The sequence below is a fragment of the Bifidobacterium minimum genome (assembly GCF_000741645.1).
Lineage (GTDB): Bacteria > Actinomycetota > Actinomycetes > Actinomycetales > Bifidobacteriaceae > Bifidobacterium > Bifidobacterium minimum.
In genome coordinates, this window is record NZ_JGZD01000008.1 from 64,361 (window position 1) to 90,766 (window position 26,406).

Below are 26,406 nucleotides of genomic sequence, written 5' to 3' on the forward strand. Positions count from 1 at the left end.
TCATGGGTGCAGGGAGCGTTCCGGACGCACGGGAGACCGGTGAGGCGATGGAGGGGAAAACGCCTGCGGGGGAGACGACCGGACGGGATCCGCGTGCAGACACCACCGTGGATATCGCGACATCGGCGGCATCGGACGAGGCTGCCGATCTGCAGGATCTGTCGGACTATCTCGTTGGCAACTACCGCTGGTTCCACAGGCATCCCGAGCTCTCATACGAGGAGGTCGGAACCACCGCGCGAATACGGACGCTGCTGGAGGCCCACGGCATCGAGGTTCTCGATTCCGGCCTGCGCACGGGGCTCGTCGCCATCATTCGGACGGATGCCCCGGCTCCTGGGGGTCGCCGCGATAACCGCGATAACCGTAATAACCGTGATGGCCGTGACACGCATGTTGATCGTCCCGTAATCGCCATTCGCGGAGACATCGACGCGCTTCCATTGGATGAGCGAACGGGTTTGGCGTACTCATCCGAGAATCCCGGAGTCATGCACGCCTGCGGCCATGATGTGAACCTTATGGTCGCGCTGGGTGCCGCCGTTCTTCTTAGCTCACGCTCCGACGAACTGGCCGGGGACGTCAAGGTCGTGTTCCAGCCCGCCGAGGAGGTCAGGGCGGACGAGGAGCATCCCACTGGCGCCGTGGCGGTCCGTCGCACCGGCGTCCTTGACGATGTTCGCGTCTTTCTTGGAACTCATGACACCGACGAACTGGGCGTCGGCCAGATCGGCATCAGCTCGGGCGCGGTGTCGGGCGCCGTTGACAAGTTCCGCATCGACATTACCGGTCATGGAACGCATGCCGCCCATCCGGACAAAGGCGTGAATCCCGTGTCGGTGGCCGCCGCAATCGTGACCGCGTTGCAGAATCTCGCATCCCAGGAGGTCGATCCCGTCCACCCGCATGTTCTCACGGTCACTCATCTGGAGGCGGGCGACACGTGGAACGTCGTCCCCTCGACGGCCTTTCTCGAAGGAACCGTCCGGACTGCGGATGTGGATGACCGCGATCGGATTCGTCAGGGGATTCTGCGTGTGTCGGAACTCACCGCGCAGGCGTTCGGGGCCCATGCCGATGTTGCGTGGACGCCGAGCTCGCCCTCGGTGATCAACGATTCCGGACTGGCCGCAGCCGCCCGTGAAGTGGCCGAGACGTCGGGACTGCTGTCCGTGGCTTCTCCCGCGACGCTGGGAGGGGAGGACTTCTCGTACTACCTCCGTCATGATGACGAATGGACGGGGGCGGCCGGTCTGTTCGTCCATCTGGGTGCGGCCAGCGCGGAGTTCCCCCCGCATGTGATTCATTCGCCTTTTTTCGCGCCGGACCCCCGGGCCATACCATCGGGAGCGCGCTTTCTGGCCGATCTGTCCATAAGAGTTCTGCACGATCTCGTCGGAGAGTGATGACGGATGACCGCCGGCTGATAGAATTGACAACGGTCCGCGCGGTCATTCATTCGCGCGTCAAGGAACCACAGCACAGCCAAAGGAGACCGTCATGCCTGTTCTTATCGCCATTCTTGTTGTTCTCGTCGTGGTCGTTGCGGCCGGCATGTACATCGTGCCCCAGCAGCAGGCGTACATCATCGAGCGTTTCGGGAAGTTCCACAAGGTCCAGTACGCGGGCTTCCATGTGAAGATCCCGGTCGTCGACCGCATCGCGACGAAGACGAACATGCGGGTCAGCCAGCTCAACGTCCAGCTGGAGACCAAGACGCTCGACAACGTCTTCGTCACCGTCGTCGCCTCCACCCAGTTCCGCGTGAATCCGGAGAACGTCGCCACGGCCTTCTACGAGCTGCGTGATCCGGCCGGGCAGCTGCGCTCCTACATGGAGGACGCCCTCCGCTCCGCGATCCCGGGGCTGAATCTCGATGACGCCTTCGCCCGCAAGGACGACGTGGCCGCGGATGTGCAGCGGACCGTCGGCAACGAGATGTCGCGCTTCGGCTTCACCGTCGTCAAGACGCTGATCACCTCCATCGATCCCAGTCAGCAGGTCAAGAACGCCATGGACTCCATCAACGCCGCCCAGCGTGAGAAGGAGGCCACCCGTCAGCGTGCGGAGGCGCAGCGCATCCAGATCGAGACGCAGGCCGCGGCCGACGCCGAGAAGAACCGGCTGCAGGGCGAGGGGCAGGCCAATTACCGGCGTGAGATCGCCAACGGCATCGTCGATCAGATCAAGAGCCTTCAGGCCGTGGGGATGAGCATCTCCGACGTCAACAACGTCGTGCTGTTCAACCAGTATCTCGACGTGATCCGGTCCCTGAGCGAGTCGCCGAACGCGAAGACCGTGGTTCTTCCCTCCTCGACTCCCGGCGGATACCAGGACTTCTACAATCAGATCACGCAGGCCCTGCTCACCGGCAACGACGCGGCCAAGCACAGCCAGGACTGAGAACCCGGCAGGACCGAGAACCCGGCCAATACCGAAAACCGCCTCCACCCCCGACATCTCACGGGTGTGGGGGCGGTCGCGCTTCATGGGGCGGAGGACTCATAGCCGCTCATGGTCGCTCAGAGCCGTGCGGAGGATCGCATCCGACGGAAAACCGGCGTGCCCGGGACCCGGCATGCCCAGGAACCAGCGTGCCTAAAAACGTGCCTAAAAATCAGTGCGTCAGGAAATCCGCGATTCTCGAGGCGTCCGCATAGCCCTGGCGGTACATGCGTTCCAGACCCTCGTAGCTTTTGGTGAGCGTGGAAAGCCCATACAGGTCCTCGGGGGCGAGAATCAGGACGTTGCCCTCCTTCTCGTAGCGTTTGGCCAATGCGACCTCATCGTTGTACAGACGGTAGCGGTTGAGCAGTTTTTCGGCCGCGGCTGGCCATGTGCGGGCAAGGACCTTGGAGGGGCCGATGTCCTTGCGCTGCTCGCGCAGGACATCCTTCGGCCTGGTGAGGACGAGCACGATGCGATCGTATCCCTCGGCGGCTGCGCGGTGAACGGGAACCGGATCCGCAATTCCGCCGTCGAAGTAGGGCACGCCGCCGATGTAGTACGGCTCGCATGCCACAGGCACGGCGGATGAGGCCTTCATGATGTCGTAGTTGTCGTACCCGACGTCGCTTTTCGTGAAGTAGTGGGGTGCTCCATCGCGCGCATCGCAGGCGATTACCGTGAATTCGGCGGGATTCGCCTCGAACGCCTCATAGTCCAGCGGATATTCGCCATCGTGGTTTGACAGCGTTCCATACACGTAGTCGAGATCGACGAAATTATGGTCCTTGAAGAAATTGCTGGGGCTGGCGTATTCCTTCCGGAAGGAATACTCGGTGTAGAAGCGGTGTGAGCGTCCGTTCTGGCCGGCGATGAACGAGGTCATGTTGGCGCTCCCGGCGGATACGCCGTAGCAGTGGTCGAATGAGATCTTCTCGTCCAGACAGCGGTCCATGACGCCCGCGCCATAGATGGCCCGATATCCTCCGCCCACGTCGATCAGTGCGGTTCCTGTCATGTCAGTGCCTTTCCTGTCCCATCGGGATCCGACCCCGATGCGTTCCGTTTCGTCCCATACCGTCTTATCCGCTATGTCGTATTATGCGTTCGCGAGTCACGCCTTGCTGGTCCACGTCTCGCTTTCCGCGCGTCGCGCCCGCTCTCGACCCCCGTTGGGTTAAGTCCCGTTCCCGTTCAGTCCGTTCCCGTTCAGTCCGTTCCCGTCTCGTTCCGATCGCATTCAATCCCGATCCCGCTGCGTCCGGATCCGCGACGATGCGGACTCGCCATATTGAAACGGAATGGAGTCGCGCAGGGAGAACGGTAGGGGAAGCCATAGGCGTACGTCATTCCCGGGTGCCGGCGTGGCCGCTTTCGGATCGCCACGGACGGTTGAGGAGTTCCTGCGAGAGTTGCGCGATTTCCGGCGAGGGATCGGAATTATTGATCCGCACGCCGCCTTTCTGGGTCTCCGGCGCCAGAAGTCCCAGCGATTCGAGTACGACCGATAGATGATGGGCGGTTCCCGCGTTGCCGTCGATGATAGCCGTCGTGCGGGGAAGCATCTCGCGCAGGGACTCGCGGAAGAAGACGAAATGCGTGCATCCCAGAACCACCGAATCCACGGTGTCGAGATCATATGAGTCGAAATAGCGGTGCAGTGCGTCCATCACGATGGCGTGGTCGTCCAGCTGCCTGTCCTCCACTATCCTCACCAGATCGGGGCAGGGCTGTCGCAGGATCATGTTGGATTTGGCGAAGCGCTGCATCAGCGCGGCGAACTTGCGTTCCTTGAGCGTCAGCGGCGTGGCCGCGACGATGACCTTCTGCGACGAGCCGTGGCCGCGGTCGCATGCCACTTTCAGCGCCGGCTCCATGCCGATGATGGGGATGTCGAAAACGTCCCGGAGATTGGTGATGGCGACCGACGTTGCGGTGTTGCAGGCGACGACCAGAGCCTTGGCGCCCTGGTCGACGAGCCGACGTGCTATGGAGAGTGCCATCGCGCGGACCTCGCCGGGTGGACGCGTTCCATAGGGGGCGTTGGCCGAGTCGCCGTAGTACAGGATACGTTCGTGGGGAAGATCGTGACGGATCTGTCTGGCCACCGACAATCCGCCCAGACCGGAATCGAAAACGCCGATTGGTGCCGTCGATGACATAACGATCCCCTCTCCACGAGCCGTCCATCCAGACTACTCCTTGGGATGATATACGGGCAGTGCGCGGGCGTGATGGTGGTCGGGCGCTATTGTCGGAGTATGAGCATTCCCGGAACCGTGTACAAGGCCCATGCCACGGGCAACGACTTCGTCATATATGAGGACGATGAAGGACGGTACGCCCCCACCGTGGGCGAGGTGCGTCTCCTGTGCGACAGGCATCGGGGCATCGGGGCGGATGGCCTGCTGCGGCTGACGCATCCCGGCCATGTGGCCGACGTCTCGGATCGTGTGCGCGCCGACTGCGCGGCGGCGGGAGCCGAATGGTTCATGGACTACCGCAACGCGGATGGTTCCCTCGCCGAGATGTGCGGCAACGGGACGCGCGCGATCGCGTTGTTCGCCCGTCGCGGAGGTCTGATGGGATCATCGGTGGGTTCGTCGCTGGCTTTGGGGACGAGGGCCGGGGTCAAGACGCTGACGTATCTGGGCGACGTCAGCCCGTACGGCCATGACGTCTTCCGCGTGGACATGGGGCCGTGGCGCATGGGGGAGACTGAAGGGTATGCCGTCGGCATTCCCGGGGTTGATGGTTCCGCGCGGGGGACGTTCGTCGACATGGGCAATCCGCATGTTGTGGCCGTCGTGGAGGACGGGCATGCCGATCTTCCCGCTGTGGAGGATCTCGATCTCGTCCACAAGCCGATCGTCGAGCCGCGAATCGACTCCGATCAGAACGTCGAGTTCGTCCGCGTGGACGCGGTGCCGTCGTCGTCGCCGGATCATGGGGAACGATCAGGTCCGGGACGCGCGACCATGCGCGTCAACGAGAGGGGCTGCGGCGAGACGCTGTCGTGCGGAACCGGTCTGTGCGCGACCGGCGTCGTTCTTCGGTCGCGCACGGGCGTCGGCTCATGGGACATCACCGTCCGTGGTGGCACGTTGAGGGTGGATGTGCGTGATGATGCCGTTTCCCTGACTGGCTCGGCGACGATGGTGGCGAAGGTGGAGCTTCTCTGACTCTCTGACTCTCTGACTCTTTAGGTCTCTGAGCCGGTTTTCGCCACGCCCGCCGTTCCCGCGTCGCGGCGGGCATTCACGGCGTCGTGCGGTTGTCGGAATGCACGGCGCCACGGCGGGCACCGCCTCGCAAGAACCGTTCCACGTCGGGCGAACAGCATGACTTCAGGCGAACAGCATGGCTCCGTCCTTGACGATGATGAGGCTGATGAGCGCCACGATCCATATGATGTCCACCATCAGGTCATAGCGCAGTCGGTAGTATCCGCGCAGCCCGGGGCTGTCGGGGATCCCCTGCACCGCCACCGTGGCGTGCGAGAGAGACATGAACTGGATGGTCGTGGCGAACATGAGTCCCAGGCACCATGGGCATAGAGCGCCTATGACGAACATCGACTGGGTGAAAAGCCAATAGGAGTAGGCGAGAGCCGCGAATCCGCCGAACCATGTGCAGATGGCGAACCATCGGGGAACCGCGATTCGGGCGAGTCCCAGAACCGCAATCGTGATGAAGACGCTTTCCGCCGCGATGCCGAAGAAGGCGTTCGGATAGCTCAGACCGCCGAAGTGGATGAGCTCAGCCTGCCACGACTCGGCCACGGTGGAGCATGACAGGACCTTGTTGACGTCACAGCCGAGAAGCTTCTGCGGATGCCGGGCGAGCTGGAGCGTCTCGGCAGAGAGCACGAAGGAGACGACAAGGGCAGCGACCGATGCGAGGAGCACGACCAGGTAGGTCCACGTCGGTCCATGGCGCCATCCCGTCAATGGGCGGGGCGGGACATCGGCCGCTTCGATTCCGCTGGAGTCCGAATATGTCGTGCCATCCCCGCTGTCTCCTGGGTCGTCTTCGTCGCTGGCGTCCTCATCGACGGCGTCCTTGCCGCCGGGCTCGTTGTCGTCGATTGCGGTGATGCCATCGGGGGTGATGTCGGATGTCGTCATGATCATCGTGGTCCTTGCGTATCGCTGTTGAGACTGGTGTTGGGGGACCGTCGGTTCGCCGATGCGGCTGGCTCTCTCCGTCGCTGGTCTGGTGGGGCCGCTGGCCCCTGCCATATGGTGTTCGCCATATGACGCGGGTGCTGTCCCCCATAGCCCATTGTCGGTGATGGATACGCCGATGGACCCCTTCTTCCCGCTTAGCTTACGATGGTTCCATGACTCACAGGAGTGTTACGGCACCGTGGACCGTTGACCGGCCACCCATCCCACCGGACCATGGGTGGGATATCCACTGCCACACCGTTTTCTCGGACGGCACCCGGACCCCGGAGGAGCTGGCGCAGGCGTCGCTGGATCTGGGACTGCACGGGGTGTCGATAACCGATCATGACACCTGCGTGGGGTGGCCCGTCATGCTTCACGAGGCCCGAAGGGTCGGGCTTCCGGTTCTGCTGGGGACGGAGATCACCTCGGTGCTTGACGGGGCGTCGGTGCATATGCTCGCGTTCGGCTACGCTCCGCATGACCAGGCCATGGAGATGATGTTCGACGGGACCCGGCGCTCCCGTCTGGAGCGCGCGCGACGAATGGTCGATGCCCTGTCCAGGGATTTCCCCATCACATGGGATATGGTTCTCGATCAGGCCCATGAAGGGGATGACACCACCATCGGCCGTCCCCATATCGCCGACGCGCTGGTGGCGGCCGGCGTGTACGACAGCCGGTCCCAGGCGTTCGCGGGGGTTCTGTCCTCGTCGAGTCCGTACTACATCCCCACGCCGTCCCCATCGGCGTTTGATGTCGTGCAGGCGGTTCGAACGGCCGGCGGCGTCAGCGTCATAGCCCATGCCGGTGATCGTGGGCGTGGTTCCTCGTTGCTGTCCGATGAGGGACTTGAGTCGCTGGCCGATGCGGGTCTTGACGGCGTCGAGATCTGGCATCGGGGCAATCTTGTGGATCAGCGCGTCCGCCTCGCGAATTTCGCGTTCCGTCGGGGACTGCTGATGACGGGAGGTTCGGACTGGCATGGCGCCGGAAAGCCGAACCTCCTGGGAGAGAACCTCACCGATGACGACACGGTGGCCGCGATCAGGGAGCGGAGCGTCCCGATCAGAGAGCTCCGAATCCAACCGCGTGCTTTGTCTCCGAACCGATGAGGGCGTATCCCAGCGCCTCCGAGGGAACCAGGATCCGACGGCCCTTGCTGTCGGTCAGGTCGATGATGGAGTGCGAGGCGACGGCGTCGGATATCGTCGAGCTGACGACATCGGCGCTCTGATCGCTGGTGAAGTTCACCGGACGGCTGACGTTTCTGATTCCAAGTTCGATGTCCATGAGTTTGTCCTCCTATTTGTTGGTGTCTCGTTGATTGGCATCGCGGTCCGATGCGGTGGTTTGACGGGCCGTGGCGTCATTGGTGTCGTCCGGATCGTTGATGATGCGCGAATCGTCGATTCTGGCGGAATCGTTGGTATCGTCCGCGTCGTTGGTGTTATCGGGGTCGTTGGTGTCGTCCGGATCCTCCTGACGGTTGCAGTCGCCGTTGCCATGCTCGTCGTTCTCATGCTCGTTCGTGGAGCCATGATCGAGGCCAAGACCCTCCCGCATGTCGCGTTCGGCGTTCGCCTGGCCGTCGACCTCGGGTATCACCATCGTCGCCGACGCGGGATCCGTGAGCCGTTCGGTGTAGCTCGTCGCCATAATCGGCCCCTCCACGATAACCGTCCGTGAGGTGTCGTCGCGGATCGTCTCCTGGTCGGATACCGGTCTGCCGGTGCCGTTGGTGGTGTCGTCCGCGGCCACCTCTGCGGGACCGCCGTGGAACGATGATGAGGATTGAATGTCCCGCGACGCCGTGCTGTCGTCGCGCTCATCGGCGAGAAGGGATCCCACGGTGATCGTCGAGGGAGGTTTCACCGTCGAGCCGTTCGGCGCGGCATGTCTGGCTGTCGTCGACGAGGGACGTGCCCGCGTGGCTCCCAGCTGATGGGCGAGCCGTTCGACGCGCGCCTTGAATTCCATGATCTTCGTGTTGTCGGCATGGCTGAGGGCTTCGATGAATTCGCCCACCTGCTCCATCTGCAGCCACAGATTGGCGCGGAGCATGATGAGGCTGTCGAGGCGCGCCCCGCGCATCCGGCCGTAGGCCGACATCAGCGCGTTGCGATGCCCCTCGTCGAGGGCCGAGAACATCCATGCCAGATCGCGCGCCGGATCGTTGACCTGCATGTCCTGCCAGTTGGTGATCGCCGTAATGGTCGATCCCGTGAAGAGGACGTCGCCGTCGTGGAAGCCGCCGTGGACGAAGCATGTACGGAACGACCACAGTCCCTCCGTGTCGATGATGCGGGCCCAGCTGTCGGTTATCTCGTGGGGCACGTGCCCGGCATGGTTCAGCCGGTCGATCCATGCGACGAGCTGGGAGCGTATCTGCTCGGTGGTGATCGTCGGATAGTGGGAATCGCGCAGGACGGTGGTCGGCAGCCTGTGGATGGCTCCGATGGCCGTTCCCATGGCCGCGCAGTCGTCAAGAGTGAGAAGCTCCAGAGGGCGCGACTGTCCGGCGCGATGCTTGGCGATGACGACGGAATGGAAACCGGTGGGGCCGGTCCCCTCGGTGCCGTCGGCATAGGCGAGGACCTTGTCGACGGCGAAGCTCAGAGCGTTCGTCTCCCTTGCGTTCTCCAGACGCCGCGCGGCGTCGACGCGTCCGGCCAGACGCTTGCGGCCATCGTCGGTGTCCGTGGCGAGCACGTCGTAGCGTGTGCCGGCGGTGTCCTGCACGACCGCCTGGTCGATTCCCAGGCGCTGGTCTTCGCCGTTCGACTGCGCGCTGTCGCTGACGCCCGCCACGACGAGCTCGGGTCTGACGGCCGACGTCAGCGCCGCGAGGAGAAACTTGCTTCTTTGGGTCACTCTTCCACAGTAATACACGGCGTGTCTCAACACCGCAGGCCTCCGGGTTTTCCGCGGATACCGACCATGCGGACTCGCGCTGCCCGCCTGCCGTTTTCCCGCCTGACGGTCCTCAAAGCCGTCCGTGGAACATGCGTCCCCATACCGGCGTCGACGGGCCGGCCGCCGTGGACGCTGGCACAATGGATGTCATGCATGATGATGCCGAGTCGATTCTTGAGGGGCTTGATGACGACCAGCGGGTCGCCGCGACCTCGGTGGATGGTCCGGTTCGCATCGTGGCGGTCGCCGGTGCGGGGAAGACCCGGACGATCACGCGCCGCGTGGCCTATGCGTGTGCCACGGGACGGTGGGATCCCGACCGGGTGCTTGCCGTGACGTTCTCCGTGAAGGCGGCTGCCGAGATGCGCACGAGGCTGTCGTCCCTCGGTGTGGGCGAGGCGGTTTCGGCGGCGACTTTCCACTCGGCGGCGCTACGGCAGCTGCGCCGAGTGTGGCCGGATCTGTCGGGTGGGCCCTTCCCCCGTGTGCTGGAGGACCAGCATGACGTCGTCGCCCGCGCGCTGACCAGGACGCTGGTCGATGAGGACAGGTCGGATGCCGACGTGCGGGACGTTCAGGCGGAGATCAACTGGTGCAAGACGTCTCTTGTCGCTCCGCTGGATTATCCGCGCGTGTGCGCGGCGACGTCGAGGCGTCCGCCCGCGGCTCTCGATCCCGACCGCTTCGTCGATGTCTATACGGCCTACGAGCAGGAGAAGGGGTATCGCGGACGCATCGACTTCGATGACATACTGCTGCTGGTCTGTCATGTGCTCGATTCGTATCCGGATCTGGCGCGGCGTATCAGGCGGGACGTGGGATGGCTTACGGTCGATGAGTTCCAGGACGTGTCGCCGGTGCAGTATCGGCTGATGCGCCTATGGCTGGGGGACAACCGCAATGTGTGCGTGGTCGGTGATCCCGCCCAGACCATCTACTCCTTTGCCGGCGCGACCAGCCATTATCTGCTTGATTTCCCTCGTGATTTCGCTCCGGTCTCGCGCGACGTGGTGTTGTCGACCGACTATCGGTCCACTCCGCAGGTGGTGTCGTGGGCCAACAGGATCATCGGTGCGTCCCCGCGGCGGGAGGATTACATCCGGCTGTCGTCTATCAGAGACAAGGGGCGGCGCGTGACGAGAACCGTCTACGAGACCGATTTCCAGGAGGCGCAGGGCGTCGTCCAGGGCATCCTCCGTCTGCTCGACGCGGGGGGCAGCCCCGCGGACTGCGCGGTCCTGACGCGGGTGAACGCGCAGCAGCAGGTGGTGTGCGACGCGTTGCGTACGGTCGGTCTGCGGTATCGTCTCCGCAGGGACGCCCAGTGGTCCGATGGCGGCGGGGATGATGATGCGCGACGGGCGATGCTTGAGGCTCTGGGCGTGGATGAGGGTTCGTCGGCGGTCACGATATCCACGATCCACGCGTCCAAGGGATTGGAGTTCGCCCATGTGTTCATCATCGGATGCTCCGAGGGGCTTATTCCTTATGGTGGGCCCACCGACGGCGATGTGCTCGAGGAGGAGCGCCGACTGTTGTACGTGGGCGTGACGCGCGCGAAGGACACATTGCATCTGTCATATGCCAGTGGGGTCGATGGATTCGGTGGCGCATCCCGCGAGCCCAGCAGGTTCCTGTAATCGGATTAACCGGATTAACCTGATTGGCTTTCGTCGTTGGAGACGGCCAGGCTGCGTGCCGATCGTCCCCATGTGCCGGATCGTTTCCACGTATCGGATCGTCTCCAACGGGCCATTGGCAACGGGTCGTTGGCAATGGGTCGTTCCACGGGACCGTCTTACCGGCTCCGCCCGGAAGCCTATCGGCGTGTAGGGGAATCTCCGGCGTCCGAATCGGCCTCTCCGTCCGTAGCGGAGTCGTTGCCGCCTCCGTTCGTGCTCCCGTTCGTGCTCCCGTTCGTGTCGTCGTCCGCGCCACCGTCATTGCTGCTGCCGTCATTGCTGCTGCCGTCATTGCTGCTGCCGTCATTGCTGCTGCCGTCATTGCTGCTGCCGTCATTGCTGCTGCCATCATCGTCGCTGCCGGAGCCGTTTCCGCTCCCGCCTTCGGAGGCGAGAAGACGGTTGAGCTCGGCGTCCCAATCGATTCCGCTGCCGGTGGGGGACTGGGGGCCGGAACCCGCGTCGGGTCCCTTGCCTGACGCCGGCGTGCGGTTCTCCCGCGCGGTCGTGCCGTCGTCCGTGTCGTCGTCCGTGGTCGCGGCGCCGTCAGAGGTGGAGCCCCTTGTGGCGGAGTCCGTCGAGGACGTCCCCGGCTCGCCATCCTCACGGGGGAGCTCGGGAAGAAGGTCGGGATGCGACCACAGGCGGTCCCTCTCGGCGATTCCCCGTTCGACTCCGATGCGCTCCCAGATGGCGGCCGCGTCACGCATGCGCCGTGGCCTGAGATGGAGTCCCAGAAGGGATTCGAATGTCCGCTCGGCCGGTCCTCCGACCGCGCGTTCACGCCGTACCATCTCCCGCAGCTGTTCGATGTGCGGCACATGGGGCATGCAGGCGCGCCATACGACGGCGTCGACCCATCCCTCCACAAGCGCCAGAAGGATTTCGAGACTCGCCAGAGCCTCGCTCTGCTCGGGTGTGTCGGCGATTCCGACGTTGGTGAGGTTCATGGCTCCCGAGATGGATTCCGGATCCATGGACTGCGCGTCACGAAGCTGCTCCTCGACGGCGTCGAGGTCGATGTCCACCCCGCGCGCGTACTTGCCGATAAGGGCTTCGAATCGTGGCATGAGCCAGGGAACGGCATTGAACAGACGGGCATGGGCGGCCTCGCGCGCGGCGACGAACGAGAGCACTTCGTCGGGGTCGATCTCCAGCGAGGCCGCGTATTCGTCGATGTTCTGCACGATGAGTCCACCGGCGGGGTTGGGGGAGAGCGCCACTCCCTGATCGAAGCTTCCGCGTACCTCATGCGACAGCTCGCCGGCGGCGTGCCCCAGCTGCATGGCGAACGAGGTGTTGCCCAGCAGCTGCATGAGTTTGCGCGGATTCGACATCTCGTCGGGAAGGGGAATCGGCACCGGACCGGCGAAGAGTCCCGTGACATGGCCGTCAAAGGAGTCGCCGAAGCGGCTGGACAGCACTGACGACAGCGCGTCGCCCATGGATTTGGCCACCGGGGCGGTGAATCCGGCCCACGACTCGAGGGTGTCCCTGACCCATCCTGATCGGGTCAGAGCCTGGACCTCATCCGGCACGGGGTCGCAATGGCACGCCGTGTCCAGCCACAGATTCGCCTCGCTCGATGCGCTCTTCACACGCTGGGCGTCCTTCGCGCTGATGGTCGGCGCGGCCTCGCCCTCGGCGCTGCCGCGGAGGGCTATCGTCCGCGCGAGCTTGATGTTGATGGGGCCTTCTTCGACGGTCCTTTCCATTTCGGACGGGGTGTTAAGACCGCCCGCGGTGAAGGCCTGGATCATCGACTGCACGTCCTCCGGCTTGGGAAGCTGGGAGGGGTCCTGACTCATCAGCTGGTCGCGAACGCCGTCGGGCAGCTGCGAGAACTGTTTCCACGCCATCTCGCCCTGCATCGGCCCGAAGCAGTCGATAAGCCATTGGTGAATAGTGTTGTCGTCCATCCTGCCGTCCTTTGTGTGGTGTGCCCCCATTGTCTCTCAGGTTCGTGTCCGATGCCATCGCCGCCATCAAATGTTTGCAATCGGCCTGAGGAAGTGAGCGGTGCGTTCTAGACTGTGCGCTATGACGAAGACCATCGGCACCAGATTCGACGACGGCGTTGCAAGCGACGGTTCCGGGAGCAATGACGCCGGGAAGGACGGTTTCGGAGACGACGGTTCCGCGGATATCCCCGTCGTGGATGCTTCGGATGCCGTTCGTGTCGGACGGACCCGATGGCTGGCCGGGACGTTCTCGCGGTTTCGCAGACATGTCGCCCATCGTCCGGCGGGTTTCTTCGTCGGGGCGCTGTGCGTCGTCCTGTGCGCGGTGGTTCTGGTTCTGCCCGCTCCGTATGTGGTGGAGTCCCCCGGTCCCACGCGCGATGTGCTGGGCCAGTCCGATGGCAGTCCGGTGATATCCCTTACGGGAGCGTCCACGTACAAGGATTCGGGTCATCTGCTGATGGTCACGGTCAACGCCTCGGGCGTCCCGGGGTATTCCATGACCACGGCGGAGGCGATGGCGTCATGGTTCCTGTCCGATCGCGTGTTGACCCCCCGCGAGGTGGTCTTTCCGGTAGGGCAGAGCGCCGACGATTACAAAACACAGTCGGAGGGGCAGATGTCCCAGTCCCAGAATCATGCCGTGAAGGCCGCTCTCGCCTATGCGTCCAAGGATCTGGGTCTGGATGTGTCGGGCGTTTCGGCAACCGTGAAGATGGAGGATATCGGCGGCCCGTCGGCGGGGATGATGTATGCCCTGGGGATTCTGGACAAGCTCGGTGACCGTTCGCTCACCAACGGATTGACGATCGCCGGGACCGGGACGATGTCCGATTCGGGCAAGGTGGGCGCGATCGGCGGAATCCGGCTCAAGATGAAGGGCGCCCGACGCGACGGGGCCACGTGGTTTCTGGCGCCGGCATCGAATTGTGACGAGGTCGTCGGCCATGTCCCGGAGGGACTGCGTGACGTGAAAGTCTCCACATTGTCGGGCGCGTACAAGGCGCTTGTCGCGATTTCGACGGGGAAGGGCGATTCTCTTCCGCACTGCACCGCCTGAGGCGCCGCCCCATATGGGGTGTTGTGAGGTGTTGTGAGGCGTGGGACCGTTCGGGGGCGCTCTCTGTGCGATGCCGGCGTCCGTGGCGGAGAGGTTGTGGACGACTCATATCGGGGAACCGTCACATCATTGTTCGAGCTCTTTTGCTATATTGGCGGACGTGAATGAAACGGCATCGCAGAACGCTGAGGAATTCGGTTTTCACTCCGGGGATATCGTTCAGGAGTGGATGTGGGACGATGACGTCGATGACGGCATCCGCACGAAAATCGAGAAACTGACCGGAGGGGAACTGGTCGACGAGGATTATGACTCCGCGGTCGACGGCGTCATCATGTGGTGGCGCGACGGTGATGACGAGGACACTCTGGCTGACGACATCGTCGACGCCTACACCGTTCTCGGCACCGACGGCCCCTTCTGGATTCTCACGCCCAAGCCCGGACGCCCTGGAGCGGCCAACTCAAGCACGATCCAGTCCGCGGCGAAGACGGCCGGCATGAATGCCGCGGTCCCTCTGACGGTGAGCGCTGATTGGAACGGCGTTCGTCTTCGCGCCTTCGGCAAGGGAGCGGACAAGAACCGTCAGAATTCCTGAGGGACTTCGCCCCCGGGTTCTCGTTCCGCGGATTCGCGTCCCCTTCGGCCTTTTCGGACGTCCTCGCGTCGGGCGTCCTCATGCCGGACTTCCTCGCGTCGGGCGCCCTTACGTCGAGTCTCTGGATGCGCGACGCTTAAGGACGCTTAGAAACGGAGCGCCCCGATACGTTAATGCATCGGGGCGCTCCGTGATTTCATACGGTCTGCCGGAGTCCCGGATACAGCGGGAAGTCGGCGACCAGCCTGTCCACTCTGGCTTTGAGGCGTCGGTGTCCGCGCCAGTACCTGGGCCAGCGCCGTTCCGATGATGTCGGCGACCTCCTCGTATTCCGCGTCGCCGAATCCGCGCGTGGCGAGGGCCGATGTGCCGATTCGTAGTCCCGAGGCTATGGACGCGGGCCGTGGATCGAAGGGAACGGTGTTGCGGTTGATGGTGATGCCGCATCGCGCGAGGAGATCCTCGCCCTGCTGGCCGTCGAGTTCGCTGTTGCGCAGATCGACCATCACGAGATGCACGTCCGTGCCGCCGGTGAGAACGCTGATGCCGTTGTCCGCAACATCCTTGGCCTGAAGGCGCTGGGCGAGGATCTGGGCGCCGTCAAGGGTGCGTTGCATGCGGTTTCGGAAGTCCTCGGTTCCGGCGATTTTGAAGGACACGGCCTTGGCCGCCACGACATGCATCAGGGGCCCGCCCTGCTGACCGGGGAAGACGGCGGAATTGATCTTCCTGCCGAACTCCTCCCTGGCGAGGATGAATCCCGACCGGGGTCCGCCCAATGTCTTATGCGCGGTGGATGACACGACGTCCGCATGCGGGACGGGGCTGGGATGCAGCCCGGCCGCGACGAGCCCGGCGAAATGGGCCATATCCACCCAGAACCGGGCGCCGACCTCGTCGGCGATCTGCCTCATCGCCGCGAAATCCTCGATGCGTGGATAGGCGCTCCATCCGCCGATGATCAGTGCGGGATGCGTCTCCAGGGCGCGCTTCCTGATGATCTCGGGGTCGATGCGGAAGGTCTCCGGATTCACGCCGTAGGACTCGGCCTTGTAGAAGCGTCCGGAGAAGTTGATCCTCATGCCGTGTGAGAGGTGACCGCCGTGGTCGAGCGCCAGCCCAAGAATCGTGTCTCCGGGCTTGACGAGCGCCTGGTACACCGCGGCGTTGGCCTGCGCGCCGGAGTGAGGCTGCACGTTGGCGTATTCGGCGCCGAACAGGGCCTTGGCGCGTTCGCGGGCGAGGGTCTCGACCTTGTCGACGACCTCGCAGCCGCCGTAGTAGCGCTTTCCGGGATATCCCTCGGCGTACTTGTTAGTCAAAACCGACCCCTGTGCCTGAAGGACCGCGCGGGGAACGAAGTTCTCCGAAGCGATCATCTCGAGTCCTCCCTGCTGGCGATGAAGCTCGTCGTTGAGCAGTTCGGCGATTTCGGGGTCGGTGCGGGAGATGGGTGAGTTGAAGACGTCGTCCGGCCTCTGGGCCAGGGTGCCGGCTGTCATCTGCGCTTCGGTTGTGGTGTCGGTGTCTGTCATTGTGCTCCTTTGTCGTGTGCGGTGGTCTGTGTCGTGTGCTTCTACCGTGTCCGCCGGCCTATGGCACACCATACCGTCCGGTCCTCGCCGAGTTCTCAGTTGATGCCGAAGCGTGGACCGAAGCGTGGTGCGGAGTGCAGATCGTGCGGCGAGCGTGCGAACGACGGCCTACACCTCTGCCCTGTCGTCGGCGATGGCCGCCCGTGTGCGTCGGCGGGACACCCAGATGATGCTGACCAGCGCGATGGCGTAGAGCACGGCGAGAATCGGGATCAGCGTGGCGTACCGATGGGCCTGATCGTCCGCGTGATTGACGACGAACGAGGCGAGCTGGTTTCCGGAGAGTCCCGCCATCGCCCATGCGCTCAGCGCGAGCCCATGCGTCGTGGATACGGCCTTGATCCCGAAATGCTGGTCGAGCAGGACGGGAAGCGTGGAGAACCCTCCGCCGTATCCGGCGTTGACGAGGAACAGCATGGCCAGAACCACCCACAGGAGGGCGTTGTCGATGCCGCCGGTGGCGATCTCCACCACGCATACGGCGATCGACATGACGAAGATGATGACGTATGCGGTCTCACGTCGTGCGAAATGATCCGAAAGCGTGGAGAATCCGAGTCGTCCGACGGTGTTGAACACGGCGTCCACGGCGAGGACGACGCCCACCGTTCCGGCGATGGCGACGGCGAACGCCGAATCGTCGAGTCCCGAGTACGAGGGGAGTTGGCGCAGAACGTCGCGGAGTATGTCCTTCTCCTGCGAGATGAGCGCAAGACCGCAGGTGATGTTGATGTAGAAGGCCAGCCAGATCGCCCAGAAAACCGGACGCCGCATGATGGATCCGCGGCTCACTTGGGCGTCGGGTTCGTAGACGTAGCCCTGGGGCCGTTTGATGAGGAGGAATCCGACGAACATGAGGATCGCGTAGACGAGGGCGAGGATGTAGAACATCTTCACCAGTCCGACTCCTTCGATGAGCCATTCCATGACGGGACTGGCGATGGCCTTCGCGAGTCCGAACCCCGCCACCGCTATTCCCGTGGCGAGCCCCTTGTTGTCCTTGAACCACAGCATGAGGTTCTTCACCGGGGTGAGGTATCCGACGCCCAGACCGACGCCCATGATGGCGCCATAGAAGATGAAGACGCCGGGCAGGAAGTTCAGCTCGACGCTCATGCCGGTTCCCGCGAATCCGACGACGAAGCAGACCATCGAGATCAGGGCCGATTTCTTGATGTCGCGTTCCACCATGGGGCCGAGGAACGCGGCGGACATGCCCAGGAAGAATATGGCCAGTGAGAATCCCCATTCGATTGTGCCTGCGGGGACTTTCATGCGGTCGGCGATGAGCTGCTTGAAAACGCTCCAGCAATAGACCGTGCCGATGGATACGTGTATGAGGAGGGCGGGGGCGATCGCCCGGGTCCAACGATTGTCCGGCAGGATGCTCATATGATCCTCTCCGCAAAGGGAGTTCATGGCCCAGGTCGGATTGGTGGCGTGGGCCGGGCAGTCGCCGTCGCAATCATCCCTTTGCCTGAAAAACGTAACATGACCCATGTTCGTTTCCGGATGCATTCAGGGTGTGTTGGGCGTCATATGGACCGACTGTGAGGAATGTCATAGTAAAGCCAGGTGGCATCTTGGCGCCGAAACCGGAGCGTTTGCGGGTGGACCGTCTGGTATCATGGCGTTGGTTATGGCGGGTGCGAGTGAGGAGCGGGGCATGGGTAAATACACCATTGTTATCGGCGCGATCAGCTTGGCTTTCGGAGCCGTGAGTCTGGCCCTGTCCTTCTATGAGGCGATTCCTTCGGGAATATGCGGGTTGATCGCCGGTGTTCTGGGCTTCGCCGTGGGAATGATGGGGATGGCCCCGCATGCGGACTCCCCGGATCCCGCGATGCGCTCGCAGGATGATCCCAACTCCTGATCGAGGGCTTCTATAGTTAACACGGTGCCCCTGTTGCGATATCTCGTGGGGGAGACCGTTACGGCAAGACGGGCAACATCAGCGTGATTCGCTTCCCCTCATGGGCTGTGCTGGGAATAGTGAATTCTTCCCCCGGCGTCCGACCTTTTTGATTCTTCCTGAATTGATGTACCCATGATGTACCCATTCAGAAGAGCGCATATGCATGGGCCAAAGGTCTATGGGAGGATTGCCGTGCTCGGTTGCGGACGAATGGAGAACATGCGACGAATGAAGCCGGAGCGAAGGCCTACCGTTGAATGTTTCTCTGCACGAGGCGTAGCCCATTTTCGGGGATTCCGAGTAAATCACGTCGGACAACAACGGGATCAAAGCGGTCAAGTATGGACTGCAGATCACTCATGAACTGTTGCTTTAAACAGGTCTTCGTCTGGTACATGTATAGTCTGGTACATGTATAGAACAGTTAGATAGGCAAAAACCGAATCCGCTTCAATCGTTTCTTTCAATGCCGTGAATACCAGACGTGCTTTCTTCATATAACGGGTGTTGTAGATGCGGTTTCCATGGGCGCTTTCATTACGAAGTCTCACAATGCACTGTAAGGCGTTGTGAAGATTATCCGGAGAGGTTCGAAAGTGTTTCGCAATCCTTGTTCTATCTCCGTCGTACATGCAATTGTAGTATTTTGAGAGTCTCGAAAACGGCATTGTCTCGACCATAACCCAAAGAGGAGCGTTCCCGCCGTACTTCTTGAGATGGTGTTGGATAAAGAGGGGCTTTTCCAGATAGTGCTCTTCCTGAGAAAAGGCGTCGATAATTCTTTGTGCATCAGCTTTTCTGTAATAATTACCTGCATCAAGATGTTGGTCATGCGGTTTTTGTAAACAATGAGCATTGGAATATTCGTAAGCAATGACCGTGCGCAACTTAATTTCAACTGGTTCCGTGTACCGTAAATAAAATTTCGAAGGGCAGAATCGAAATCGTAGATGGCGATGATATCGCGCAAACGTGTTTGTGCTTCACATCTACCGTGAGACTGGTCGATGCGAAACTGAAGAGCATAGCCTGTCAATCTGTAGTAGTTCGTTCGAAGCAGTATCTGGTCGACTTCTTTTTTCGAGTAGCCATCGAATGTGATGCCGTGGGCAAGGAGCTTACTTCTTTGTTCGGCGACGGTCCGAGGTTGTTTCAGAGTGCAGGAGTCCATATATTTCATCCTTGAAATATGAAGGAAGGCTGACCAAAATTCACATTGGAACTCTAGCCAGCCTGGCACCCAACGGCTTGAGTCCAAGACTCTGATTCTCATAAGAGAATACCTTTGGGAAGCTCTTGTATCCACGAGGCTACATGAGGCATCAATCAATAGCAATCGATAACATCCCGTACATCTAGTGGCTGAATATGTCTCTTACCACTAGACATGCGCGGTCGCCGGTCCGTTCGGCTCCCAATGGTCGGTCGGAGTCACCGTGAGCATCTTGCCGGAGACGCTGAAAAATATGGGCAAAATGTGGGCAGAAAAAGCGACGACAAGGATTCAGGGCTTTCGGGAACGACGGAATGAAGACAAAAACATGGTGCATGACCCAAGTGGGCGATGAGGGGCTCGAACCCCCGACATCCACCGTGTAAAGGTGGCGCTCTAGCCGACTGAGCTAATCGCCCGCAGTGCAATACTGTATCGTAGGATGCCGTCGTGACGTGCAGCGCGGTCTCAGCACGGTCTCAGCACGGTGCCTGCCGCGCGTGCCCGCGTGTCTCGCAACCAGTGCGGTCTTGTGTTAATGACTCCCGGTATGCTCGGGGTTGTGCACGGTTGACCCTGCAGGGTGGGACGCGTCGCAAGGACGCGTCGCAAGTGTGTGCCATCAGTGTCGAGGATGCCTTGCGAACACGCGCGTCGGGTTAATCACGTAAAGTGTGGGGGATGGACACTATCCGTAGGAGGTCAGTTGCCAATGGCTGAGGAACCTGAAGCCGATCGTAATCCCTCGGGGATCGCGCGGGTCGGCAAGCGCAAGTGGGGGTATGACCCCTCTCAGGTCAATGAATTCCTTGATCGGGCACATGCCTTGTATGAGAGCGAGGGAGTCCAGCTGTCCCAGAAGGACATTCAGAACGTGTCCTTTGACCTCTGCAAGGGCGGATACGTCATCGCCCAGGTCGACGCCGCCCTGACCCGTCTTGAGCGCGCGGTGACGGACAAGACCACGGCGTGGGAGATATCCCAGCACGGGCGGGTCACATGGAAGGCGACGACCATGGGGCTTTTCCGCACGATAGCGGCCCATGCGGCCAGACCGGAGCGTGAGCGCTTCTCCGCCGGGCAAAGCAAGCAGCCTTCATACGATCGTCGTCAGGTCGACCGGCTCATCGATCAGATCATCGCGAAATCCAGCGCCGCGCTTGGGGTAGGTGACGCGCGGGATGACGCCCAGGAGGTGGCCCGCAAGCTGGTCGACCTCAATGCGTCCGTGGTGGCGAACGTCGTTTTCACCCAGCGCAGGGGAGCGCGCGGGTATGACGAGCGGCAGGTGGACTACTATCTGAACTCCTGCGTCGAGCTTTTGTCGCGCATCGAATCCTACGAGCGACTTTCCGACTATTCCGCGGATCCTTCGGCCGAACTGAGCGCCATGTCCGAGGAGGGAGCGCAGACCGAGGTGATCTCGCCGATCCCGCTCGACGCGTCGGCGGATTCGCAGTCGGCCGTCGGATCCCTGTTCGATCTGATGCAGAAGCCGGCGCCGATCCATACCCATCGTGATGCGGAGAGAACCACGGAGGACCAATCCTTTGACGCGCTGAACAACGCCGAGCGTGAGATATTCCAGAGTGAGTCCGTCTCGCCCACGGCTATGCCGGAACCGCAGTTCGTTTCACAGCGGCGGTCCGACTCGGATCCGGAAATTCCTCCCGTCCCGCTCCCGACGGATTCGCCAAGCGTGGACTCAACGCATTCGACGGCGTCATCGACTCTGGGGAATGACGCGTGGACAACGCGCCCCGCCCCGACCAGCGCATCCCGAACCGTTCCTCGATCCGAACCCGTGACGCCCGCGCATGTCGAGCCGTCCGCACGTACCGCCGCGCCCGCGCGCACCGCCACGCCCGCGCATTCAGGGGCAACGGGAGCCACAGCCGAACCCGCCCGCGCGACCTCCGCTCCGTCCCCGCGGCAGTCCGGCTCGCAGTCGACGGTCGGTGCCGGTTCATCCGGGGATTCCTCGCTGGCGGCATTGGCCCATCTTGCCGAGGAGACCCATTCCGAGGAGAAGCCCGACGATCTGTCCTTCGATGTGCAGATCCCCCAGCTGGCTATGCCTCATGTGACGTGGGCGTCCACGCCCGACTCGTCGTCCCCCTCGCATGGCGGAGTCAAAGCCCTTTCGGCGGCCACCTCGCCCGCATCTTCGACATCGGATGCCGGAAGCTTCGGAATCCCCGATCTGTCGTTCCCCGTCTTCGATGAAGGCAAGCGTTCCGAATCGGACCCGGATGCCGACTCGGGGCCGCGCGTCTTCGGACCGGTGCGTGACGATGCGGATCCGCGCGATGGCTCCGGCGTCGATAGCTCCGACAACGACGGTGAATATGACGGCGATGACTACGGAAAGGGACGGAAGGCGGATCGTTGATCGGCGATAGGACGGTCGGACATATGACGGTCGACCATACGACGGCCGACCATAGGACGGTCGTCGTTCTCGGATCAACGGGTTCGATCGGCACGCAGGGGCTCGACGTCATCTCGCGCCATCGGGGGATGTTCCGCGTCACGGGGCTCGCCTCGGGTGGATCCCATCTTGACCTTCTCGCACGGCAGGCCATCGATTTCGACGTGCGGCGCGTCGCGCTTGCGGACGGCGGCAAGGTCGCCGAAATGCGGCGGATCCTTGATTCCTCCGGAGCGCATGGCGTCACGGTCGAGGGTGGTATGGAGGCGGTCATCGCGTTGGCTGGTTCGGGAGCGGATGTGGTCCTCAACGGGATCACGGGATCCATCGGACTTGAGCCCTCCATCGCGGCGCTTTCCGCCGGCTCGCAGCTGGCGCTCGCGAACAAGGAGTCCGTCGTGGCCGGGGGACATCTCCTTTTCGACGCCCAGATTCGCAGGAACCAGATCAATCCCGTGGATTCCGAGCATTCCGCGATATGGCAGTCCCTGCGGTCCGGAACCCATGACGAGGTGTCGCGCCTCATCGTCACGGCGTCGGGAGGGCCCTTCCGCGGCATGCGGCGCGATCAGATGGCGTCCGTCACTCCCGAGCAGGCGTTGAACCATCCCACGTGGACCATGGGTCCCGTCGTGACGGTCAATTCGTCGACGCTGATGAACAAGGGGCTTGAGGTCATTGAGGCGAGTAGACTCTTCGACATCCCGCCGGATCGGATCGTCGTGACCGTCCATCCGCAGTCGATCGTGCACTCCATGGTCGAGTTCCGTGATGGCGCCACCATCTGCCAGGCGTCCCCGCCGGATATGCGACTGCCCATCGCTCTGGGACTGTCGGCTCCCGACAGGCTCGGCGACGTGGCGTCGGCATGCGATTGGGGCACGATGGCCACGTGGACGTTCGAACCACTGGATGACGTGGCTTTCCCCGCGGTTTCACTGGCGCGTCAGTGCCTTGCGGCCTCGCAGAAGCATACGGCCGTCCTCAACGCGGCCAATGAGCAGGCCGTCCACGCCTTCCTCGACCGTCGGCTGCCCTATCTGGGAATCGTGGACACGGTCAGATCCGTCATCGACGAGATGGATGCGGCCCTGCGCGCCACGCCGATGTTCGAATCCGTGGAGGAAATGGGCCAGATCGAGGCGGAGGCGCGTCGCCGGGCCGATGATCTGATAAACCGGCAAGCGTGAGTGAAATCCAGGAGAGTCCGACGAATCCGATGACATCGACGAATCAGAAAGACCCTGGCAGTGGTTTCCGTCGCACGGGAACGCCGACGGTCAGCGAATCACCACTGCACCCGCGGCGGGTGTCGCGGCGCATCATGGTCGGTCCGGTCCCCGTCGGTGGGGGAGCGCCCATCAGCGTGCAGTCCATGACGAACACTCCCACGACCGACATCAACGCCACGCTTCAGCAGATCGCGGAGCTTGCGGCCGCTGGATGCGACATCGTGCGGGTCGCCGTGCCCAGTCAGGACGACGCCGATGCGCTGCCGATCATCGTCAGGAAGTCGCCGATTCCGGTAATCGCCGATATCCACTTCCAAAGCCGTTACGTGTTTCAGGCCATCGACGCGGGCTGCGCCGCAGTGCGCGTCAACCCCGGCAATATCCGGAAATTCGACGAGGTCGGCCCCTCCATCTGCCGTGCCGCCGAGGATGCGGGGATCTCCCTGCGCATCGGAGTCAACGCGGGATCGCTCGATAAGGACCTGTACGCCAGATACGGTGGCCCGACGCCGGAGGCGCTTGTCGCGTCCGCGCTCAAAGAGGCCCACATGTTCGAGGACGTCGGCTTCCATGACTTCAAGATCTCGGTCAAGCACCATGATCCGGTCACCATGGTCGAGACGTACCGTCTTCTCGCGTCGAAAGGCGACTGGCCCCTGCATCTGGGCGTCACCGAGGCCGGGCCCGCCTGGCAGGGGACCATCAAGTCATGCCTGGCCTTCGGGGCTCTGCTCGCCGAGGGGATCGGCGACACGATCCGCGTCTCGCTTTCCGCGTCCCCCGTCGAGGAGGTCAAGGTCGGCTGCAAGATCCTTGAATATCTGGGATTGCGCCAGAGGCATTTCGACATCATCTCCTGCCCGAGCTGCGGCCGTGCGCAGGTGGATGTCATCCAGTTGGCCAACGAGGTCACCGAGGGACTCAAGGACATCACCGCCCCCATCCGCGTGGCGGTGATGGGCTGCATCGTCAATGGTCCCGGCGAGGCGCGTGAGGCCGATCTGGGCGTGGCCTCCGGCAACGGCAAGGGGCAGATCATCATCAAGGGCAAGGTCGTCAAAACCGTTCCCGAGGATCAGATCGTCCCCACGCTGCTGGAGACCGCACGTCAGATCGCCGGCGAGATGGAGGAATTGGACCAGGGTGCGCCATCGGCCTCAGGGAATCCCGGGACCGGCCCCATCGTCATCCCCGTGACCGAGCCCAGGAGCATGCCTAGCCGCAAGGCCTATCCGGTCGGGATGTATACCCGGTCGGGAGGCATGCCTAGCCGCAAGACACGGTACGGCCAGGAAGGCATGCCCGGCCAGTAGGCATGCCTTGGGGGCATCCTAGAAAGAGTCCGATCGGTGGGGTGTGCTTCCGACGGCCATTCATCAACCGAGGACGGGCTGGAACCGGACCGGAACCGGCCCGGAGCCGGCCCGGCCCCGATGGCTACAATGGTCTGCGTGTCCAATGAACAGGAAAACGATCCCGCCGCCGTGCCCGACGATTCATCCGCATCCGCGAAGGGCGGTCTGGACGCTCCATGGAGCAGGGCGCGTCGTCTTTCGGTCGCGATGCCGATAGCGGTGATCCTGGTCGCCATTCTGGTGTTCGTCTCGCATGCCACGGCGGTGACGTGGAACAACGAGCCCAGCGGACAGACGGTCGACACCCTCACGTCGGACACGGACGTGACGTTCGCCGGTGAGGACGCATCCACTCCCACCCGGGACACCTACAAGGTCGATAAGAAGGTCACGCGAATGACCGTCACCAGGTCGTCCACGGGGGAGACCGAGAGCGTGCGCGTCCTCATGCGCTCGCCGCGCGGGGCGTCCGGCAGGCGTCCGGCGATCGTGTTCATGCATGGTGCCGGATACGGGACGATCGACGATTCCTACGGTGATGTCGCGTCGATTCTTGCGTCGGCCGGTTTCGTCACCGCCGTGATGGACAAACCGGTATGGTCGACGGATGACATCACGCGGGACTATCCGGCCTCCGCCGCGGCCTATGACAAGGTCATCGAATATCTGCGCACACTTGACAACGTCAATCCCGACAACGTCGGCATCTACGCGAACTCCGAGAGCACATGGATCGCCTCCTACCTGTTGGGCATAGATCATCGTGTGGCCTTTCAGGTGCTGCTCAGCCCCATGGTGTCGACGCCACGCAGATCCATAGGATTCCTCGCCTCTCAGAACTTCACGCTGGCGGGTGCCAACCGCGGGTATCAATCCGTCGTCCGCCGCGTCCTGCGCGTAGACGGTGAATTGTTCGGCCTGACAAACTTCGATCTGAATACCATGAACACCCGTGCATACTCGATTCCCACGCTTGTGGTGTATGGGTCGAAGGACGTGATGACCGCGCAGGTCAGCGGAGTGCACAACATCCTCAGACTGTCGCACAAGGCGGGCAACTGGAACGTGACCATCCGCTCGTATCCGGTGGCGAGCCACGTTCTTCGCCTGGGTGACGAGTCGCAATCGAACACGCCGCTGGTGGACGGGTACCTCGATGATCTGACGGCGTGGTGCGTGGGCACGTCCCTGGGGCTGAGGCAGACGAGCGACCGGATCGCCGGCGCGACGATCTATCAGTCCATTCCGATTCCCTCTGAACTCAAGGCCGACCGTCCTTTGACGATCTATGGCACCATCCTCCACGTGATGATGATCCTCCTCCTGCTCGCATCACTGATGCTGGGTCTTGTCGCCTTGGGTAGGAAAATACGGTATATGATTCGTCGGCGTGGTCCGGCGCTCGGATTCCTTCATGGGTTCGGCGGATCACTTCTTGCGCTGATCATGATGACCGTGGCCGCTATGCTGCTGCTGGTGGCGGGTTTCGCAGAGGTCGTCATGAGGGTGGTCCGGTTGGCGTGGGGGGCTGCTCCGAATGATTCCGGAGGAATAGCGGATTGGAGCTGGCCGGTCATCCAGATCGCGTGCGTTCTGGTGGTGGTGGCCTGGTCGCGCCTGATCGCGCACCTCATCGAGGTCTCGCAGCGTCGTGGAATAATCCGGTGGCCTCCCCGCCAGGGGTCCATACGCGCGGTCGTCAGCGGGCATGAGCCGGTTCTGGCGTCGACGAGACTGGCACGGGTTCTGTTCTGGCTGAGCTCGGCGGCCATGTTCAGCGTGATGCTCGTGTTCGCGTTCTGGGGATTGTTCCTGTACTGACATGTCCGTGGAA

General features: G+C 62.6%; 19 protein-coding genes, 1 tRNA gene and 2 pseudogenes. 12 read left to right on the top strand and 10 right to left on the bottom strand.

Features of this window, described 5'->3' with window-relative positions; genetic code table 11:
* The first annotated feature begins 2 nt into the window (after positions 1-2).
* Together BMIN_RS02995 and BMIN_RS03000 are read left to right on the top strand one after the other, a co-directional pair.
* Complete coding sequence (locus BMIN_RS02995; protein ID WP_022861163.1) at positions 3-1,406, top strand: amidohydrolase; 1,404 nt, start codon at positions 3-5, stop codon at positions 1,404-1,406.
* 94 nt (positions 1,407-1,500) lie between these two features.
* Entirely contained in the window at positions 1,501-2,403 is a 903-nt protein-coding gene (locus BMIN_RS03000; RefSeq protein ID WP_022861162.1) for an SPFH domain-containing protein, read from the top strand.
* Between the two features lie 214 nt (positions 2,404-2,617).
* Here BMIN_RS03000 and BMIN_RS03005 read toward each other — a convergent pair whose 3' ends face one another.
* Both BMIN_RS03005 and murI read right to left on the bottom strand, forming a co-directional pair.
* Complete coding sequence (locus BMIN_RS03005) at positions 2,618-3,463, bottom strand: patatin-like phospholipase family protein (protein WP_022861161.1); 846 nt, start codon at positions 3,461-3,463, stop codon at positions 2,618-2,620.
* A 328-nt stretch (positions 3,464-3,791) separates the two neighbouring features.
* A complete protein-coding gene (gene murI / locus BMIN_RS03010) occupies positions 3,792-4,607 on the bottom strand; it encodes a glutamate racemase (RefSeq protein ID WP_022861159.1) in 816 nt (271 codons plus the stop codon).
* A gap of 99 nt (positions 4,608-4,706) precedes the next feature.
* Between murI and dapF the strand changes: the two genes are divergently transcribed.
* The gene (gene dapF, locus BMIN_RS03015) at positions 4,707-5,627 is read left to right on the top strand and encodes a diaminopimelate epimerase (RefSeq protein ID WP_022861158.1); all 921 of its coding nucleotides are present in this window, start codon (positions 4,707-4,709) and stop codon (positions 5,625-5,627) included.
* A 165-nt stretch (positions 5,628-5,792) separates the two neighbouring features.
* Here the strand turns inward: dapF and BMIN_RS03020 are convergent, their stop codons facing one another.
* Entirely contained in the window at positions 5,793-6,572 is a 780-nt protein-coding gene (locus BMIN_RS03020; RefSeq protein WP_081648003.1) for a vitamin K epoxide reductase family protein, read from the bottom strand.
* A gap of 215 nt (positions 6,573-6,787) precedes the next feature.
* On the opposite strand from BMIN_RS03020, the gene BMIN_RS03025 reads away from it, so the two are divergent.
* The gene (locus BMIN_RS03025) at positions 6,788-7,729 is read left to right on the top strand and encodes a PHP domain-containing protein (RefSeq protein WP_022861156.1); all 942 of its coding nucleotides are present in this window, start codon (positions 6,788-6,790) and stop codon (positions 7,727-7,729) included.
* Here BMIN_RS03025 and BMIN_RS03030 read toward each other — a convergent pair.
* Complete coding sequence (locus tag BMIN_RS03030) at positions 7,683-7,907, bottom strand: DUF3107 domain-containing protein (protein ID WP_022861155.1); 225 nt, start codon at positions 7,905-7,907, stop codon at positions 7,683-7,685. The genes BMIN_RS03025 and BMIN_RS03030 overlap by 47 nt on opposite strands.
* A gap of 12 nt (positions 7,908-7,919) precedes the next feature.
* Complete coding sequence (locus tag BMIN_RS03035; protein ID WP_022861154.1) at positions 7,920-9,488, bottom strand: phosphotransferase; 1,569 nt, start codon at positions 9,486-9,488, stop codon at positions 7,920-7,922.
* 191 nt (positions 9,489-9,679) lie between these two features.
* Here BMIN_RS03035 and BMIN_RS03040 point away from each other — a divergent pair, with 191 nt between their 5' ends.
* Positions 9,680-11,170 (top strand): ATP-dependent helicase, encoded by a 1,491-nt coding sequence (locus BMIN_RS03040; RefSeq protein ID WP_152595173.1) that lies wholly within the window; start codon positions 9,680-9,682, stop codon positions 11,168-11,170.
* A 179-nt stretch (positions 11,171-11,349) separates the two neighbouring features.
* Here BMIN_RS03040 and BMIN_RS03045 read toward each other — a convergent pair whose 3' ends face one another.
* Positions 11,350-13,131, bottom strand: coding sequence for a zinc-dependent metalloprotease (locus tag BMIN_RS03045; RefSeq protein ID WP_033507848.1), 1,782 nt, complete (start codon positions 13,129-13,131; stop codon positions 11,350-11,352).
* 121 nt (positions 13,132-13,252) lie between these two features.
* Here BMIN_RS03045 and BMIN_RS03050 point away from each other — a divergent pair, with 121 nt between their 5' ends.
* Positions 13,253-14,233, top strand: coding sequence for a YlbL family protein (locus tag BMIN_RS03050; protein WP_022861151.1), 981 nt, complete (start codon positions 13,253-13,255; stop codon positions 14,231-14,233).
* 160 nt (positions 14,234-14,393) lie between these two features.
* Entirely contained in the window at positions 14,394-14,831 is a 438-nt protein-coding gene (locus tag BMIN_RS03055) for a DUF3052 domain-containing protein (protein WP_026647461.1), read from the top strand.
* Between the two features lie 170 nt (positions 14,832-15,001).
* On the opposite strand, the gene glyA is transcribed toward BMIN_RS03055, so the two are convergent.
* Both glyA and BMIN_RS03065 read right to left on the bottom strand, forming a co-directional pair.
* Positions 15,002-16,366, bottom strand: coding sequence for a serine hydroxymethyltransferase (glyA, locus tag BMIN_RS03060; protein ID WP_420796711.1), 1,365 nt, complete (start codon positions 16,364-16,366; stop codon positions 15,002-15,004).
* A gap of 168 nt (positions 16,367-16,534) precedes the next feature.
* On the bottom strand, positions 16,535-17,818 hold the full coding sequence (locus BMIN_RS03065) for an OFA family MFS transporter (protein ID WP_022861148.1): 1,284 nt from the start codon (positions 17,816-17,818) through the stop codon (positions 16,535-16,537).
* A 247-nt stretch (positions 17,819-18,065) separates the two neighbouring features.
* On the opposite strand from BMIN_RS03065, the gene BMIN_RS03070 reads away from it, so the two are divergent.
* Complete coding sequence (locus BMIN_RS03070; protein WP_152595174.1) at positions 18,066-18,299, top strand: hypothetical protein; 234 nt, start codon at positions 18,066-18,068, stop codon at positions 18,297-18,299.
* Positions 18,300-18,694: 395 nt separating this feature from the next.
* Here the strand turns inward: BMIN_RS03070 and BMIN_RS09165 are convergent.
* Both BMIN_RS09165 and BMIN_RS03075 read right to left on the bottom strand, forming a co-directional pair.
* Positions 18,695-19,614 (bottom strand): annotated as a pseudogene (locus BMIN_RS09165) (Abi family protein).
* A 285-nt stretch (positions 19,615-19,899) separates the two neighbouring features.
* Positions 19,900-19,973 (bottom strand) — tRNA-Val (locus BMIN_RS03075).
* Positions 19,974-20,266: 293 nt separating this feature from the next.
* On the opposite strand from BMIN_RS03075, the gene BMIN_RS08025 reads away from it, so the two are divergent.
* The 4 genes and pseudogenes from BMIN_RS08025 (at position 20,267) to BMIN_RS03095 (ending at position 26,393) form a co-directional block, all read left to right on the top strand.
* A complete protein-coding gene (locus BMIN_RS08025) occupies positions 20,267-21,946 on the top strand; it encodes a DivIVA domain-containing protein (RefSeq protein ID WP_022861145.1) in 1,680 nt (559 codons plus the stop codon).
* Between the two features lie 23 nt (positions 21,947-21,969).
* Positions 21,970-23,175, top strand: a complete 1,206-nt coding sequence (dxr, locus tag BMIN_RS03085; RefSeq protein ID WP_026647459.1) for a 1-deoxy-D-xylulose-5-phosphate reductoisomerase — start codon at positions 21,970-21,972, stop codon at positions 23,173-23,175.
* A gap of 29 nt (positions 23,176-23,204) precedes the next feature.
* Positions 23,205-24,422, top strand: a pseudogene (gene ispG, locus BMIN_RS03090) (flavodoxin-dependent (E)-4-hydroxy-3-methylbut-2-enyl-diphosphate synthase); the annotation flags it as partial.
* Between the two features lie 357 nt (positions 24,423-24,779).
* A complete protein-coding gene (locus tag BMIN_RS03095; RefSeq protein ID WP_238565608.1) occupies positions 24,780-26,393 on the top strand; it encodes an alpha/beta hydrolase family protein in 1,614 nt (537 codons plus the stop codon).
* The last annotated feature ends 13 nt before the right edge of the window (positions 26,394-26,406 follow it).